Source organism: Microlunatus capsulatus (assembly GCF_017876495.1).
Classification (GTDB): Bacteria; Actinomycetota; Actinomycetes; order Propionibacteriales; family Propionibacteriaceae; genus Microlunatus; species Microlunatus capsulatus.
The window spans coordinates 2,450,418-2,464,004 of sequence record NZ_JAGIOB010000001.1 but is presented as its reverse complement, the minus strand read 5'-3'; the positions used below and the strand labels follow the sequence as shown (position 1 = coordinate 2,464,004).

Here is a 13,587-nt window from a genome sequence, read left to right as displayed (position 1 = left end):
GGTCAGCCGGCCTCGAGCCGCCAGCGGAGGAAGTCCACCAGCGAGCCGGACTCGCCGTCGCGGCCGCCCCGGCCCACCACCAGCGGCGGCGGGCTGGGCTGCAGCTTCACCCCGGACACCCGCTCGCGCAGGCCGCCGGGCACGGTGAGCACGTAGTAGGCGCCGTCGTCGCCGATGGCGAGGCTGCGGTTCTTCCGCAGGTACCAGCCGGTCTTGTCGGTGCGGACCGACTGCCCGGTGAACAGGGTCGCCCGCAGCCGCTCGGTCGGCAGGCCGCGCTCCCGCGCCTGCGTGACGAAACCGTCGATGAGCTTCTGCGCCTGCAGCGACTCCCCCCGCTCCTGGGCGGCGGCGAGCTCGACGCGGCGGGCGGCTTCCTCGGCGCGCGACATGGCCCCAACCTAGCTCCGGCGCGGTGGTCGGGCGGCCCCGTCCGTGCAGCGGGTGCGGCCCGCCGGGCTCGTTCCGGGCGGCCCGTGCGTTGGGTGACGAGGGTGTCACGGGCCCGTCGCAGCCCCGTTCCCGCCTGTCACGTCCGCATAGACTGCGCTCACCTTCCAGCCGAGGACCACCCGCATGCCCGAGACCCCAGCGCCCGCCGACCCCGACGCGGGGACCCCGAGCGCACCCGCCCGAGCCCGGCGCCGCCGTCGCGTGTGGCCGCGGGTGCTCGTCGTGGTGGCCGGCGTGCTGGTGCTGGCCCTGGTCGGCGTCGGGGTCTACGCCTGGCGCGTGGACCGCGGGCTGACCAACAACATCACCCGCGGCATCGACCTGCCGACCGACGACCCGTCCAGCGGCTCCCGGCCGACGGCGGCGCCGGAGACCGGCACCCTCAACTACGTCCTGCTCGGCTCCGACAGCCGCGACCCCGAGGACGAGGGCGACGGCCGCAGCGACAGCATCATGGTCGTCCACCTCAACAAGGAGCGCGACGAGGCCTACATCGTCTCGTTCCCCCGCGACATGTACGTCGACATCCCCGGGTACGGCCGCAACAAGATCAACGCGGCCTACTCCCTGGGCGGCCCGGCCCTCACCGTCCGGACGCTGGAGAAGCTCACCGACGTGCGGATGGACCACGTGGTGCTCATCGGGCTCGAGGGGTTCATCGGGCTCACCGACGACCTCGGCGGGGTGACGGTGACGAACGGGACGGCCTTCACCTCGCACGGCTTCGACTACCCCAAGGGCAAGATCACCATCAAGGGCGAGCAGGCGCTGTGGTTCGTCCGCGAGCGGCACTCGCTGCCGAACGGCGACCTCGACCGGGCCGAGAACCAGCGCAACGTCATCAAGGCGATCGTGGCCAAGGGGCTCAGCGCCGACGTCATCTCCGACCCGGCGCGGTTCACCGCCTTCATCTCCAACCTGGCCAAGCACGTGACGGTGGACAACAGCCTCACCGACGCCGAGATCCGCCGGACGGCGCTGTCGCTGCGCCTGAAGTCCCGCGACATCGAGCTGCTGCAGGCTCCGCTGTCGGGCTTCGGCACCAGCCCCGACGGGCAGAGCATCGACGTCGTGGACACCGCCAAGCTCGCCGAGCTGTCCGAGGCGCTGGAGAAGGACACGATGGACAGCTACGTCAAGAAGTACCCGAAGGGCTGAGGTGGAGTTCCTCCGCAGCCTGCGCCGCCTGTGGCGGCACCCGCTGTTCCGCCGGCTGCTGGCCGTCCGCGTCGCGACCCAGTCCTGCGACGGCCTGCTGCAGATCGCCCTCGCCTCGTTCGTCCTGTTCTCCCCCGAGCGCCAGCCCGACGCCGCGTCCATCGCCACCGTGCTGGCCATCACCCTGCTGCCGTTCTCGGTGCTCGGCCCGTTCGTCGGCGTCGTGCTGGACCGCTTCTCGCGCCGTCAGGTGCTGGTCGTCGTCGACCTCTGCCGGTCGGTGCTCTGCCTGGGTCTGGCCGCCCTGGTGGCGACCGGGCTGCGGACGCCGGCGGTCGAGACGGTCTTCTACGGGCTCGTCCTGCTGGCCATGAGCCTCAACCGCTTCCTGCTCGCCGCGCTCTCGGCCTCGCTGCCGCACACCATCGACGCCGACGAGTACATGGTCGCCAACTCGGTCGTGCCGACGGTGGGTCCGGCCGGCGCGCTGATCGGCGTCGGCGTCGGGACGGGCCTGCGGCTGCTGCTCGGCCGCTCGATGCCCGACTACACGGCCAACGCCATCCTCTTCACCGTCGCCGCGGCCGGCTTCGTCCTCAGCGCCTCGCTGGCCCTGCGCATCCCGCGCGACCGGCTGGGCCCCGACGTCCAGGAGCCGACGCGGGCCCGCGACGTCCTCTCCGGCCTGGCCGAGGCGCTGCGCCACCTCCGCGCCCGGCCCGCCGCCGGGATCGGGCTGCTGACCATCGGCGCCCACCGGGTCGTCTACGGCGTCGTGACCGTGGCGACGATCCTCGTCTACCGCAACTACTTCCACACCGTCGACGAGGTCGACGCCGCGATCGCCGACCTCGGGCTGCTCGTCGTGGTGACCGGGGCCGGCTTCGTGCTGGCCGCCGCCGTCACCCCGCCCGGGACGGCCCGGCTCGGCGTCCGCCGCTGGCTGGTGGTCAGCCTGGTCGCCTCCGGCGTCCTCCAGGTGCTGCCCGGGGCGGTCTACGCGACGGTCCCGCTGCTGGTCGCCGCGTTCCTGCTGGGCGTGACGGCGCAGAACGTCAAGATCTGCGTCGACACCCTGGTCCAGGCGAACGTCGACGACGAGCTCAAGGGCCGCGTCTTCGTCCTCTACGACATGGTCTTCAACATGGCCCTGGTCATCGCCGCGGTCATCGGGGCCCTGGTCCTGCCGGCGAACGGCAAGTCGGTCCTGGTCCTCGTGGTCCTGGCCGGCTGCTACCTCGCCGTCGCCGCCGTCTTCGCCGCCACCACCCGGGGCCTGGCCATGGACCGCGGGACCGAGTCCCTGCAGGCCCAGCCGGCCTGACTCCCCGGCGTCTGCTCGTCGCCGCGGCGCCAGCAGGAGCCGCGGCGACGACGACACGCCGCGGAGTCAGCGGGAGCCGCGCGCCAGCGCCCGCCGCAACCGCTCCTCCAGCGCCCGCTCGTGGTCGAGGTGCCACCACGTCCACCGCGCCATCTGCCAGCCCTGGTCGCGCAGCTCGTCCTCGCGCTGCTTCTCGGCCCAGAGGACGTCCTCCGCCTTCTGGTCCGGACCCAGCAGGCGCCCGTACTTGACCCGGCCGTCGAACTCGCCGAGAGTCCGGCGGTCCTCCCAGCCGAGGTCGCTGCGCCCGACCAGCCGACCGGACGCGTCGTGGACGGCGAGCTGGAGCGTCGTCGGGGGCAGGCCGATCCGGTGCAGCACCACCCGGCTGCGCGACTCCCCGACGCTCTCGCTGCGCGCGTCGGCGAAGGCGGCCACCCGTCGGGCCGCACCCACGCCCGGACGCCGGCCCGCTCGGGCCAGCACCTCGTCGAGCTCGTGGCGCTCCAGCCCGAGCCGCAGGGCGGCGTCACCGGCGACCACGGCGTCCGCGAACGGGAGGCTGCAGCCCAGGTCCACCACCGTGCGCGCCAGGCTGGTCACTGCGACGCCGTCGCGCACGACGACGTCGGACGGGTCGAGCGCGGCCACGTGCAGGTGGACGTAGCCCCGACGCTTGCCCCGCCCGTCGGGTCGGGTCAGGTGCACCTGCGACAGCGGGCCGGGGACGGGGAGCCCGTGCAGCACCGCGGCGGAGAGGTGGCTGACGACGGCGTCGGCGGTCAGCTCCAGCGTGGCCGCGACGAGCAGCCGGTGCCGACGGCCGACGTCGCCGGGCTCGGCAGTCAGCCAGGCGCCGCGGCGCAGGTGCACCAGCTCGCCGGTGCGGCCGAGCCGGGCCAGCTCGGTGGCGCTGTGGCCGGCGGCGGTCAGGTCGCGGGTGAGCAGCGGTCGCGGTTGCACGCCCCGAGCCCACCACGCGGGAGCCCGCCCGAGGGCTCGGCGGACCGCATCTGTGGACAGCCGCGCACTCCGCGGCGTGTGCTCGTCGATGCGGCGCCAGCAGGAGCCGCGACGGCGACCAGACGCCGCGGGGTCAGCCCTGCGGCTGCTGCTCCGCCCACCAGGCCCGCAGGGCCTGCTCCGCGCGCTCGGGACCGAGCGGGCCCTCGTCGATCCGCAGCTCCAGCAGGTAGCGGTAGGCCTGGCCCACCAGCGGGCCGGGCGGCACGTCGAGCAGCTCCATGATCTGGCGGCCGTCGAGGTCGGGACGCAGCGAGGCGAGCTCCTCCTGCTCGGCCAGGACGGCGATCCGGGCCTCGAGGTCGTCGTAGGCCGCCCGCAGCCGGGAGGCCTTGGCCTGGTTCCGGGTCGTGCAGTCGGCGCGGGTGAGGATGTGCAGCCGCTCCAGCTGGTCACCGGCGTCGCGTACGTAGCGGCGGACGGCGGAGTCGGTCCAGCCGGCCTCGCCATAGCCGTGGAAGCGCAGGTGCAGGAAGACCAGCTCGCTGACGGCCTTCACCTCGTCGCTGGAGAAGCGCAGCGCGGTCAGCCGCTTGCGGACCAGCTTGGCCCCGACGACGTCGTGGTGGTGGAAGGAGACCTTCCCGCCCTCCTCGAACTTCCGGGTCGCGGGCTTGCCGACGTCGTGCAGCAGCGCGGCGAGCCGGTTCACCAGGTCCGGTCGGGCGGGCAGCCGCGCCTCCAGCTCGATGGCCTGCTCCAGCACGGTCAGGCTGTGCTCGTAGACGTCCTTGTGCCGGTGGTGCTCGTCGCGCTCCAGACGCAGGGCGGGCAGCTCGGGCAGCACGCGGTCGGCCAGCCCGGTCCGGACCAGCAGGTCCAGGCCCGGCCGCGGCCGGTCGGCCAGCAGCAGCTTGGACAGCTCGTCGCGCACCCGCTCGGCCGAGATGATCCCGATCCGGTCAGCCATCGCCGTCATCGCGGCGACGACCTCCGGCACCGGGGTGAAGCCCAGCTGGGCGGCGAAGCGGGCGGCGCGCATCATCCGCAGCGGGTCGTCGCTGAACGAGTCCTCGGGCGTCCCCGGGGTCCGGAGCGCGCCGGCGGCCAGGTCGGCCAGGCCGCCCCAGGGGTCGACGAAGCGGTGGTCGGGCACCGAGACGGCCATGGCGTTGACGGTGAAGTCGCGCCGCACCAGGTCGCCGTCGAGGGTGTCGCCGAACTGGACGACGGGCTTGCGGCTGTCGGCGGCGTAGGCGTCGGAGCGGAAGGTGGTGACCTCCACGACCCAGGAGTCGTCGCCGTCCTCGACCTTGCAGCCGATCGTCCCGAACTCCTTGCCGATCGTCCACACCGCGCGGGAGAAGCGGCGGAGCAGCGCCTCGACGTCGTCGGGGCGGGCGGAGGTGGTGAAGTCGAGGTCGTGGCCGAGCCGGCCGAGCAGGGCGTCGCGGACGCTGCCGCCCACCAGGTAGAGCTCGTGGCCGGCGTCGGCGAACAGCCGGCCGAGCCGTCCCGCGACCGGCGCGATCCGCATCAGCTCGGCCACCGCGTTGGCCTGGGCCTGGTTCAGCGTGGGCGTGGACACGCCGAGCCACTCTACCGTCGGGCCCCGCCACGGGCACGGTCGTGACCAGCCCCGCCGCGGGCGCAGCGGGCCGTCCCCCGGCCGTCCGGCTCTAGGATGACCCGGTGAGGAGGCAGCGCGCATGAGGGCTCCCCGCGTGCTGCTGGCGCTGCTGGTGGGGTGCGCGGCGCTGCTCGGACCCCTCGCCGCGACGCCGGCCCACGCCGTCGAGCCGGAGGCGCTGGTGCGGATCACGCTGACCGGGATGACGCCCGCGCTCCCCGAGCGCGACGGCACGGTCACCCTCACCGGGCGGGTGGAGAACGTCACCCAGGAACGGCTGTTCCGGCTGCAGGCCACCCTGTGGCGCGACCAGGCGCCCATCACCACCGCCGAGGGCGTCGACCAGGCCCTGGCCTCGGAGTCCAACGTGCCCATCGGGCGCCGCTACCCGTTCCTGCCCGCCGGCTTCCAGGACCTCTACACCCCCGACGACCCCTACCTCGACCCGGGCGAGACCGCCGACTTCACCGTCTCCGCCCCCGTCGCGGACCTGCAGCTGGCGCCCACCGACGGGGTCTTCCTCGTCGGGGTGCACGTGCTGCAGAACGGCAACGCCACCGCCGTCGGCCGGGCGCGCACCTTCGCCCCCGTGCTGGCCGCGCCGCCGGAGAACAGCCTGCGGATGACCTCGCTGGTCGTGCTCAGCTCGCGGCCCTCGCTGCTGCGCCGCGGCGTGCTGGCCGACGACCACCTGGCCGAGGAGGTCCGGCCGGGTGGGCGGCTCAGCGCGCTGCTGGCCGCGGCCGACAGCGACGAGGCCAGCTTCGCCGTCGACCCGGCCCTGGTCGAGGAGCTGACGACGATGCGCGCGGGCTACGCCGTCCAGGCCGCCGACGGCAGCACCACGCCGGGCCGCGGCCAGTCCGACGCCACCAGCTGGCTGCAGCGGTTCACCCGGGTCCGCGACGACCGCGACGGCTTCCGGTTGCTCTACGGCTCCCCGGACGTCGCCGCGCTGGTGCACGGCGGGCAGACCGACGTGCTCGACGACGCGGTCGCGGCCGGCGCCCGGGTGGAGGCGACCGCGTCCCTGCCGCTGCTGGTGCTGCCCGGGGGCGGCTGGGCCGACGAGGAGACCCTGCGCGCCGCCGAGGCGCTCGAGCCCGCGGCCGTCGTGCTCTCCGACTCCACCGTGACCGACGCCGACGCCCCGCTGCTGGCCGGCGGCGACGGCGTGCCGGTCGTCCGGTTCAGCAGCGCCGCGGGGGGCGGCGGTCCCGGTCCGGACCCGCGGAACACCCCCGTCCAGGTCCGCCAGCGCTCGCTCGCCGACACCTGGGTGCAGGCCACCGAGGCGGCCGACGGCGTCACCCGCGGCCGGGTGCGGCTGGTGGCCGCCACCAACCAGGTGCAGGGCGACGACCCCGGCGTCGACGCCCCCTGGATCCGCCGGACCACCCTCAGCGACCTGCTCTCAGGCACCCCGGCCCGCTGGGACGGCGGGGTCACCTACCCCCAGGAGGCCCGCGAGACCGAGCTGACGAGCGGCCAGCTGGCCACGCTGCGGCGCTTCGCCGCCAGCTGGTCGACCTGGTCCGAGCTGCTCGCCGACGGCGACGACGCCCGGGTCACCGGCCAGGCCGCCGTCGCCCGGGCCGCCAGCACCGCGTGGCGCGACCGGGAGCGCCTCCGCAGCCCGTTCCTGGAGGCCCAGCAGGACGCGCTCGACACCGCGCTGGACGACCAGCTCCAGATCAGCACCAACCCGCGGGTCAGCACCGTGGCGCGCGAGGGCGTCGTCTTCCCCATCACCGTCGAGAACACCATGGCCGCCGACCCGGCCGACCCGGACGCCGGCGCGGTCCGGGTGCGACTGGTCTTCACCTCAGAGAACCGCCAGCGGCTGACGATCGACCCGATCGCGCTGGGCACCGAGCGCGACGGCCAGCAGACCCTCCGGGCCGGCGAGAGCTTCACCGCCGAGGCCCGCGTCACGGCCAAGGCCAACGGCACCGTCCCGGTCCAGGCCCAGCTGCAGACCCTCGACGGGACCCCGGTGGGCCGCCCGCAGCGGATCGAGGTCCGGGTCACCCAGAACGGGACGACCGGCTGGGCCATCGCCGCCGCCGCCCTCGTCGTGTTCGGCGGCAGCACCGCCCTGCGCATCCGCCAGGTCAACCGGGCGCGCGGCGGGCAGGACCCGGTCGACCCGGCCCCGCCCAGCGCCCTGACCTCCGCCCCGCCGCCCGAGGCCCCGGCCACCAGCCGCCCCCGCCCCGATCCCGCCCAGACCGATCCAGCCCAGACCGACCCCGCGCAGGCCGACCCCCCGCAGGCCGACCCCCCGCACACCGACCCCTCCGGACACCCCTGATGACCGACACCTCCACCAGCCCGCCGCCCGCCACCGCGCCCGCCGGGCCCGGCCCGGGCCGGACGTCGGCCCTGGTGTCGGCCAGCGCCCTGATGGCGGCCGGCACCCTGCTCTCGCGGGTCCTCGGCTTCGGCCGGCTGATGCTGCTCGTCTACCTCTTCGGCAACGCCACCCGGCAGGCCGACATGTTCACGGTCGCCAACACGGTGCCCAACAGCATGTACATCCTGCTGGCCGGCGGCGTGCTCAACACCGTCCTCGTGCCCCAGATCGTCCGCGCCATCCGGGGCGATGCCGACGGCGGCGAGGCCTACACCCACCGGATCATGACGGCCGGCCTGCTCGCGCTGGCCGCCATCACCGTCGTGCTGACGCTGGCCGTCCCCGCCGTCATCTGGCTCTACTCCGCCGACTCCTGGCGGGCGCCCGGGGTCTCGGCGCAGTACGAATCCATGGTGGCGCTGGGCTACTACTGCATGCCGCAGATCTTCTTCTACGGCGTGCACGTGCTCGCCGGTCAGGTGCTCAACGCGCGCGACCGGTTCGGACCGATGATGTGGGCGCCGATCGCCAACAACGTCGTCTCCATCGCCGTCCTCGGCCTCTTCGTCGTCGTCTTCGGCCGCGGCGACACCGGCGCCCCGTTCAGCACCGGCGAGGAGCTGCTGCTCGGCCTGGGCTCCACCCTGGGCATCGCCGTCCAGGCCGCGGTCCTGGTGCCGTTCCTGCGCCGGGCCGGCTACCGGTTCCGCCCGCGCTTCGACTTCCGGGGCGTCGGGCTGGGCAAGACCCTGCGGCTGGCCAAGTGGACGCTCGGCTTCGTCGTCGTCACCCAGCTGGCGCTGGTCGTGGTCTCCCGGCTGGCCACGGGCGCGACGGCCGGCGGCGCGGGCGGGGGCATCACGGCCTACTACAACGCCTACGCCGTGTGGATCCTGCCGCACTCCCTCGTCACCGTCTCCCTGGCCACCGCCATGCTGCCGGCCGCCTCGCGGATGGCCGCCGCGGCCGACCTCGAGGGCGTCGCCGCCGAGACGGTGCGGGCCATCCGGCTCGCGCTGACGGTGCTGCTGCCGGCCGCGGTGGCCTTCGGGGTCCTCGGGGTCCCGCTGGCCCGGCTCGCCTTCGGCTTCGGCCGGGGCTCGGCCGACGCGTCCGCCGTCGGCTGGGCGCTGATGGCCCTGGCCCTCGGCCTGGTGCCCTTCACCGTCCAGTACCTCTGCCTGCGCGCCTACTACGCGCTGGAGGACACCCGGACGCCGTTCTTCCTGCAGATCGTCATCTCCGGGGCCAACGTGGTGCTGGGCCTGGCCGCGGTCGCCGTCGTCGACTCCCCGGCCCTGGTGGCGGCCGCCCTGGGCCTGGCCTACTCGCTGTCCTACCTGCTGGGCGTCCTGCTGTCGCTGTCCCGGCTGCGCCGCCGGCTGCCCGACCTGGACACCTTCGGCCTCGTCCGGCACTGCGTCCGGCTGCTGGCCGCGGTGGCCCCGGCCGCCGTCGTCGCCGTGCTGCTGACCTGGTGGCTGGGCCGCGGCGTCGACAGCCAGCTGGGCCGCGCGCTCGTGCTGGCCGTCGCGGGCGTCGTCGCCGTCGTCCTCTTCCTCGTCGCCGCGCGGCTGCTGGGGATCGCCGAGCTGACCGCCGTGCTCGCCACCCTCCGCCGGCGCCGAGGGGCCGGCCCGGCCGCCGTGCCGGAGGAGGCCGCTCACGATCTGGCCACGTCCGGCGATTCGGACACCCTCCTGCGGCCGGCGTCTCCTACCATCGAGCCACCACCCACCGCCGGTCCTGCGTCCCAGCCGCGGCCCGGCACGAGCGAGAACGCTGACTCCATGGCTCAGGCGGCAGTCGTCCGTAGACACCCTGGGGACGAGGCCGATCTGGGGGACGCCTCGGCCCTCCCGCACCCGACCGACCCGCACGACGGCGCGCACCGGCCCGGTACCAAGGCCGCCACGCTGCCCGCGGGCACGGTCCTCGGCACGCGCTACCGGCTCGAGGAGCTGCTGGCCGGCTCCGGACCGGCCATCACCTGGCGGGCCTTCGACCAGGTGCTCTCGCGCTCCGTGCTGGTGCACCTGCTCGCCCCGGGGGACCCGGCCGAGGCCGACCTGATGGCCGCCGCCCGGCGCGCCTCGGTGGCCACCGACTCCCGCTTCCTGCGCGTGCTCGACGCCGTCCCGGGCGGCTCGGCGGCCGGTCCGGGCGCGGACCCGGAGCTGGGCTCCTACATCGTCTGCGAGTACGCCACCGGGCAGTCCCTGGAGGTCATCCTCAGCCAGGGTCCGCTCTCGGGGCTCGAGGCCGGCTGGGTGGTCCGCGAGGTGGCCGACGCGCTGTCGGGCGTGCACAGCCTCGGCGTGCACCACCGCCGGATCAGCCCCGAGACCGTCATCGTCACCCCGACCGGGAACGTCAAGATCGTCGGCCTGCTCATCGAGGCGGCGCTGCGGCCCGCCGCGACCGAGCCGCTGGCCGACGACGACGACCCCGAGCTGGTCGACGTCACCGACCTCGGCCGGCTGCTGTACGCCGCGCTGGTCTGCCGCTGGCCCGGGGGCCCCGCCCACGGGCTGCCCGACGCACCCACCAGCGGCCGCCGCTGGCTGTCCCCGCGCCAGGTGCGCGCCGGCGTCTCCCCCGCGCTCGACGACGTGTGCGACCAGGTGCTGGGCGACCCGCCGCGGCACCGGGCCACCGCCGTCACCGACGCGAACGCCCTGGTCAACGCGCTGACGAAGGTGCTCGGCGCCGCCGACGCGTCCGGCGACCTGGAGCGCCGGCTGCGCCAGCCCGTACCCCGGGTCGGCGCGCACCGGCCCGGCACCCCGACGCCCGTGTCGACCCTGCTGGACCAGCCCACCGAGCCCACGCCCGTGGTCCGCGACGACGGCCCCGACCTCAGCCGGGCCGCGGCCGCCGACGCCGCACCCCTGCGGGTGACCAGCTCCGTGCCCGCCGCCACGCCGACGGCTCCCGCGGCCCCCGCCTCGGCGACCACCACCGTCATCCGCACGCCCGTCCCCGGCCGCCCGCCCACCGCCCCGCGGCGGCCTCCGCGCCAGCCGCGCCGCTGGATCGCCCTGCTGGTCGGCCTCGTGGTCCTGCTGTCCGGCGTCGGCCTGGTCGCCGGGCTCGTGCTCAGCGACCAGCTGGGCGCGGCCCCCGAGCCCGGCCCGTCCGCGACCCCGGCCCGTCCGCCCGCGGCCACCCCGACCTCGGCCGTGCTGCCGGTCCGGAGCGCCCGCGACTTCGACCCCCAGGGCTCCGACGACCAGCGCGAGAACCCCGACGAGGTCCGCTTCGCCTACGACGGCGACCCCTCGACGCGCTGGCGGACGGTCGCCTACATCGGCAACCCGGAGCTGGGCGGCATCAAGCGCGGCGTCGGCCTCGTCCTCGACCTCGGCTCGGCCCAGCCCGTCGCGTCGGTCAAGGTCTCCCTCAGCGGCACCGGCACGGACCTCGACCTCCGGGTGCCCGCCGACGACTCGGCCGGCACCACCCGGCCGCCGCTGGGCTCGGACCGGCAGTGGGACGTCGTCGCCGAGCAGGAGGGCGCGGGCCGCTCGGCCACCCTCACCCCGCAGCAGGCCGTGACCACCCGCTTCGTCCTCGTGTACCTGACCTCGCTGCCGAGGGAGGGGGGACGCTACCGCGGCGGCATCAGCGAGGTGGAGGTCCGCCGGTGACCCCGGGTCACCCGCACCCGCCCCGCACCACCCGGTCCCCGCTCCGCCGTGCCGCCTCCTAGCCACGTCCTCCCCGCCGACCCCGACGACGCCGGCCTGCCCGACGCCGAGCTGCTCCGCCGGCACGTCGCCGGCGACCCGGACGCCTTCGGCACCCTCGTCGGCCGGCACCGCGACCGGCTCTGGGCGGTCGCGCTGCGCACGATGCGCAACCCCGAGGACGCCGCCGACGCCCTGCAGGACGCCTACATCTCCGCCTTCCGCCGCGCCGGCAGCTTCCGCGGCGAGTCGCAGGTGACGACGTGGCTGCACCGGGTCGTCGTCAACGCCTGCCTCGACCGGCTGCGGCGGATGCGCAGCCGCGCCGCCGACCCGCTGCCCGAGGACCTGGACCGGGCCGCCGTGCTGGGCGCCGAGGCCGCCGACCCGATCGAGGAGCAGCAGCAGCGCGACGACGTCGGCGCCGCCCTCGCCCAGCTCAACCCCGACCAGCGGGCCGCCCTCGTGCTCGTGGACATGCAGGGCTACTCGGTCGAGGAGGCGGCGGCCATCCTGCGCTGCGCCCCCGGCACCGTGAAGAGCCGCTGCGCCCGCGGCCGCGCCCGGCTGGTGCCGCTGCTGGCCGACCTGCAGCCCGCGGCCGGGGGGCGCTGATGCCGCACCCCCTCGAGCACGCCGACAACTGGCGGACGCCGGCCACCGTGACCAGCGTCGGCGCCGTCGTCTGCCTCGGCGTCGTGCTGCGCGGCGACGGCGCGGGCCGGGGCGGCGTCGCCGTCGTCCTCGTCCTCCTCTGGGCCGCCTGCCTCGCGGTGGTCTGGGCCCGCACCCGGGCGCTGCTGCAGGTGGACGGGTCCCGGCTGACCATCCGGCGCGTCCGGGCCCGGCACACCGTCGCCGGCCCCGACGTGCTCGCCGTCCGCCAGCGCAGCTCCGCGTCCGGGCCGGTCTTCACCCTGGTCTGCCGCGAGCCCGGCGGCGGCACCCGGCGCGTGGTCGCCCCCGTGGCGCTGCTGCGCGGCGGGACCTCGACCCTCTTCCGCTGGATACTCGAGCACGCCCCGCAGGCCGAGCTGGACCGCGGCGCCCGGCGCACCCTGGACCAGCTCCGGGTGAAGGGGCTGGTCCTGTGAGCACCGCCGCAGCCCCCGGACGCCTCCGCGCGGACCAGCCCCTGGGACGACGGGAACCAGGAGAGGGGTCCGGTGCGTCGGAGGACGGGGCCCCACCCGGCGTCGGCGCCCCCGACCCCCATCCCTGGCCCGAGCACCGGAGGACCCCCCGTGGCTGACCACCCCTCGATCGACGACCTGGCGGACGCCGCCGAGGGTCTGCTCGACCCCGGGCGCAGCCGCTGGGTGGCCGAGCACCTGCCGGGCTGCGCCACCTGCCAGGAGAGCGCGGCGGCCCTCGCCGCGGTGAGCCGCACCCTGGCGGCCGCCCCGGCCCCGACGATGCCGTCCGCCGTCGCCGCCCGGCTGGCCGACGCCGTCGCCGCCGAGAGCGCGCACCGGTCGGCCATCTCGGTGCCCGCCGCCCGGACCGTCCGGCCGCGCCCGCGGCACAGCCTCGGGCACTTCGCCGACCGCACCCCGCACCCGCCCTGGTGGCGACGGCTGGTCCCCGTCCTCGGCGTCGCCGTGACCGCCGCCGCCGTCGGCCTCGGCGGCTACGTGCTGAGCGCCGCCGCCGGGCTCAACGAGCCCCCGGTCGTCGGGGTGGCCCTCAGCACCGGGGACCTGGCCGGCGGGGCGCGCGCCCTCCAGGCCTCCCGCGACCTCGACCCGCACCGCTTCTCCGACGCCTGGTTCTGCGGCCGCGCGACCACCGACGGCCGGATCACCGGGCTGGTCCGGGCCCGCGTCGACGGCGCCCCCGCGCTGCTCGTCTACACCCGCGAGGACGGCACCAGCAGCGTCACCGTGGTCACCGGCTGCACCACCCGGCTGCCCTCCCCGACCGCCTCCGCGGTGCTCGGCCGCTGATCCCGGGGCCCGGAATACGGCACCCCCCGGTCCTGTTGAGCGGAGGTAGGGTGAGGCCCCGGCGGGGC

At 75.9% G+C, this 13,587-nt stretch carries 10 protein-coding genes; 7 read left to right on the top strand and 3 right to left on the bottom strand.

The window, feature by feature from the left end; all coding sequences use genetic code 11:
• Positions 1-2: 2 nt before the first annotated feature.
• Positions 3-392, bottom strand: a complete 390-nt coding sequence (locus JOF54_RS11325) for a hypothetical protein (protein WP_210055730.1) — start codon at positions 390-392, stop codon at positions 3-5.
• 184 nt (positions 393-576) lie between these two features.
• On the opposite strand from JOF54_RS11325, the gene JOF54_RS11320 reads away from it, so the two are divergent.
• Both JOF54_RS11320 and JOF54_RS11315 read left to right on the top strand, forming a co-directional pair.
• A complete protein-coding gene (locus JOF54_RS11320; protein ID WP_210055728.1) occupies positions 577-1,611 on the top strand; it encodes an LCP family protein in 1,035 nt (344 codons plus the stop codon).
• Position 1,612: 1 nt separating this feature from the next.
• The gene (locus tag JOF54_RS11315; RefSeq protein ID WP_210055726.1) at positions 1,613-2,935 is read left to right on the top strand and encodes an MFS transporter; all 1,323 of its coding nucleotides are present in this window, start codon (positions 1,613-1,615) and stop codon (positions 2,933-2,935) included.
• A 66-nt stretch (positions 2,936-3,001) separates the two neighbouring features.
• Here JOF54_RS11315 and JOF54_RS11310 read toward each other — a convergent pair whose 3' ends face one another.
• Together JOF54_RS11310 and JOF54_RS11305 are read right to left on the bottom strand one after the other, a co-directional pair.
• On the bottom strand, positions 3,002-3,898 hold the full coding sequence (locus JOF54_RS11310; protein ID WP_210055723.1) for a type IV toxin-antitoxin system AbiEi family antitoxin domain-containing protein: 897 nt from the start codon (positions 3,896-3,898) through the stop codon (positions 3,002-3,004).
• 133 nt (positions 3,899-4,031) lie between these two features.
• Positions 4,032-5,447 carry a CCA tRNA nucleotidyltransferase gene (locus tag JOF54_RS11305; protein WP_372443518.1) on the bottom strand — a complete coding sequence of 472 codons (1,416 nt, stop codon included), beginning with the start codon at positions 5,445-5,447 and terminating at the stop codon, positions 4,032-4,034.
• 160 nt (positions 5,448-5,607) lie between these two features.
• Here JOF54_RS11305 and JOF54_RS11300 point away from each other — a divergent pair, with 160 nt between their 5' ends.
• The 5 genes from JOF54_RS11300 to JOF54_RS11280 all read left to right on the top strand — a co-directional run bounded on the left by JOF54_RS11300 (position 5,608) and on the right by JOF54_RS11280 (position 13,519).
• Positions 5,608-7,842, top strand: a complete 2,235-nt coding sequence (locus JOF54_RS11300; RefSeq protein WP_210055712.1) for a DUF6049 family protein — start codon at positions 5,608-5,610, stop codon at positions 7,840-7,842.
• Positions 7,842-11,534 (top strand): murein biosynthesis integral membrane protein MurJ, encoded by a 3,693-nt coding sequence (gene murJ, locus JOF54_RS11295; protein ID WP_210055710.1) that lies wholly within the window; start codon positions 7,842-7,844, stop codon positions 11,532-11,534. Before JOF54_RS11300 ends, murJ begins: the two co-directional genes overlap by 1 nt.
• Before the next feature lie 48 nt (positions 11,535-11,582).
• Positions 11,583-12,188 (top strand): RNA polymerase sigma factor SigM, encoded by a 606-nt coding sequence (sigM, locus tag JOF54_RS11290; RefSeq protein ID WP_307804066.1) that lies wholly within the window; start codon positions 11,583-11,585, stop codon positions 12,186-12,188.
• Entirely contained in the window at positions 12,188-12,667 is a 480-nt protein-coding gene (locus JOF54_RS11285) for a hypothetical protein (RefSeq protein WP_210055700.1), read from the top strand. Before sigM ends, JOF54_RS11285 begins: the two co-directional genes overlap by 1 nt.
• 150 nt (positions 12,668-12,817) lie before the next feature.
• Positions 12,818-13,519, top strand: a complete 702-nt coding sequence (locus JOF54_RS11280) for an anti-sigma factor (RefSeq protein ID WP_210055698.1) — start codon at positions 12,818-12,820, stop codon at positions 13,517-13,519.
• The last annotated feature ends 68 nt before the right edge of the window (positions 13,520-13,587 follow it).

Bases quoted from the DNA above. Each gene is read 5' to 3' on its own strand.
- murJ (WP_210055710.1), top strand. From the start codon at position 7,842: ATGACCGACACCTCCACCAGCCCGCCGCCCGCCACCGCGCCCGCCGGG.
- JOF54_RS11285 (WP_210055700.1), top strand. From the start codon at position 12,188: ATGCCGCACCCCCTCGAGCACGCCGACAACTGGCGGACGCCGGCCACC.
- JOF54_RS11300 (WP_210055712.1), top strand. From the start codon at position 5,608: ATGAGGGCTCCCCGCGTGCTGCTGGCGCTGCTGGTGGGGTGCGCGGCG.
- JOF54_RS11320 (WP_210055728.1), top strand. From the start codon at position 577: ATGCCCGAGACCCCAGCGCCCGCCGACCCCGACGCGGGGACCCCGAGC.
- JOF54_RS11325 (WP_210055730.1), bottom strand. From the start codon at position 392: ATGTCGCGCGCCGAGGAAGCCGCCCGCCGCGTCGAGCTCGCCGCCGCC.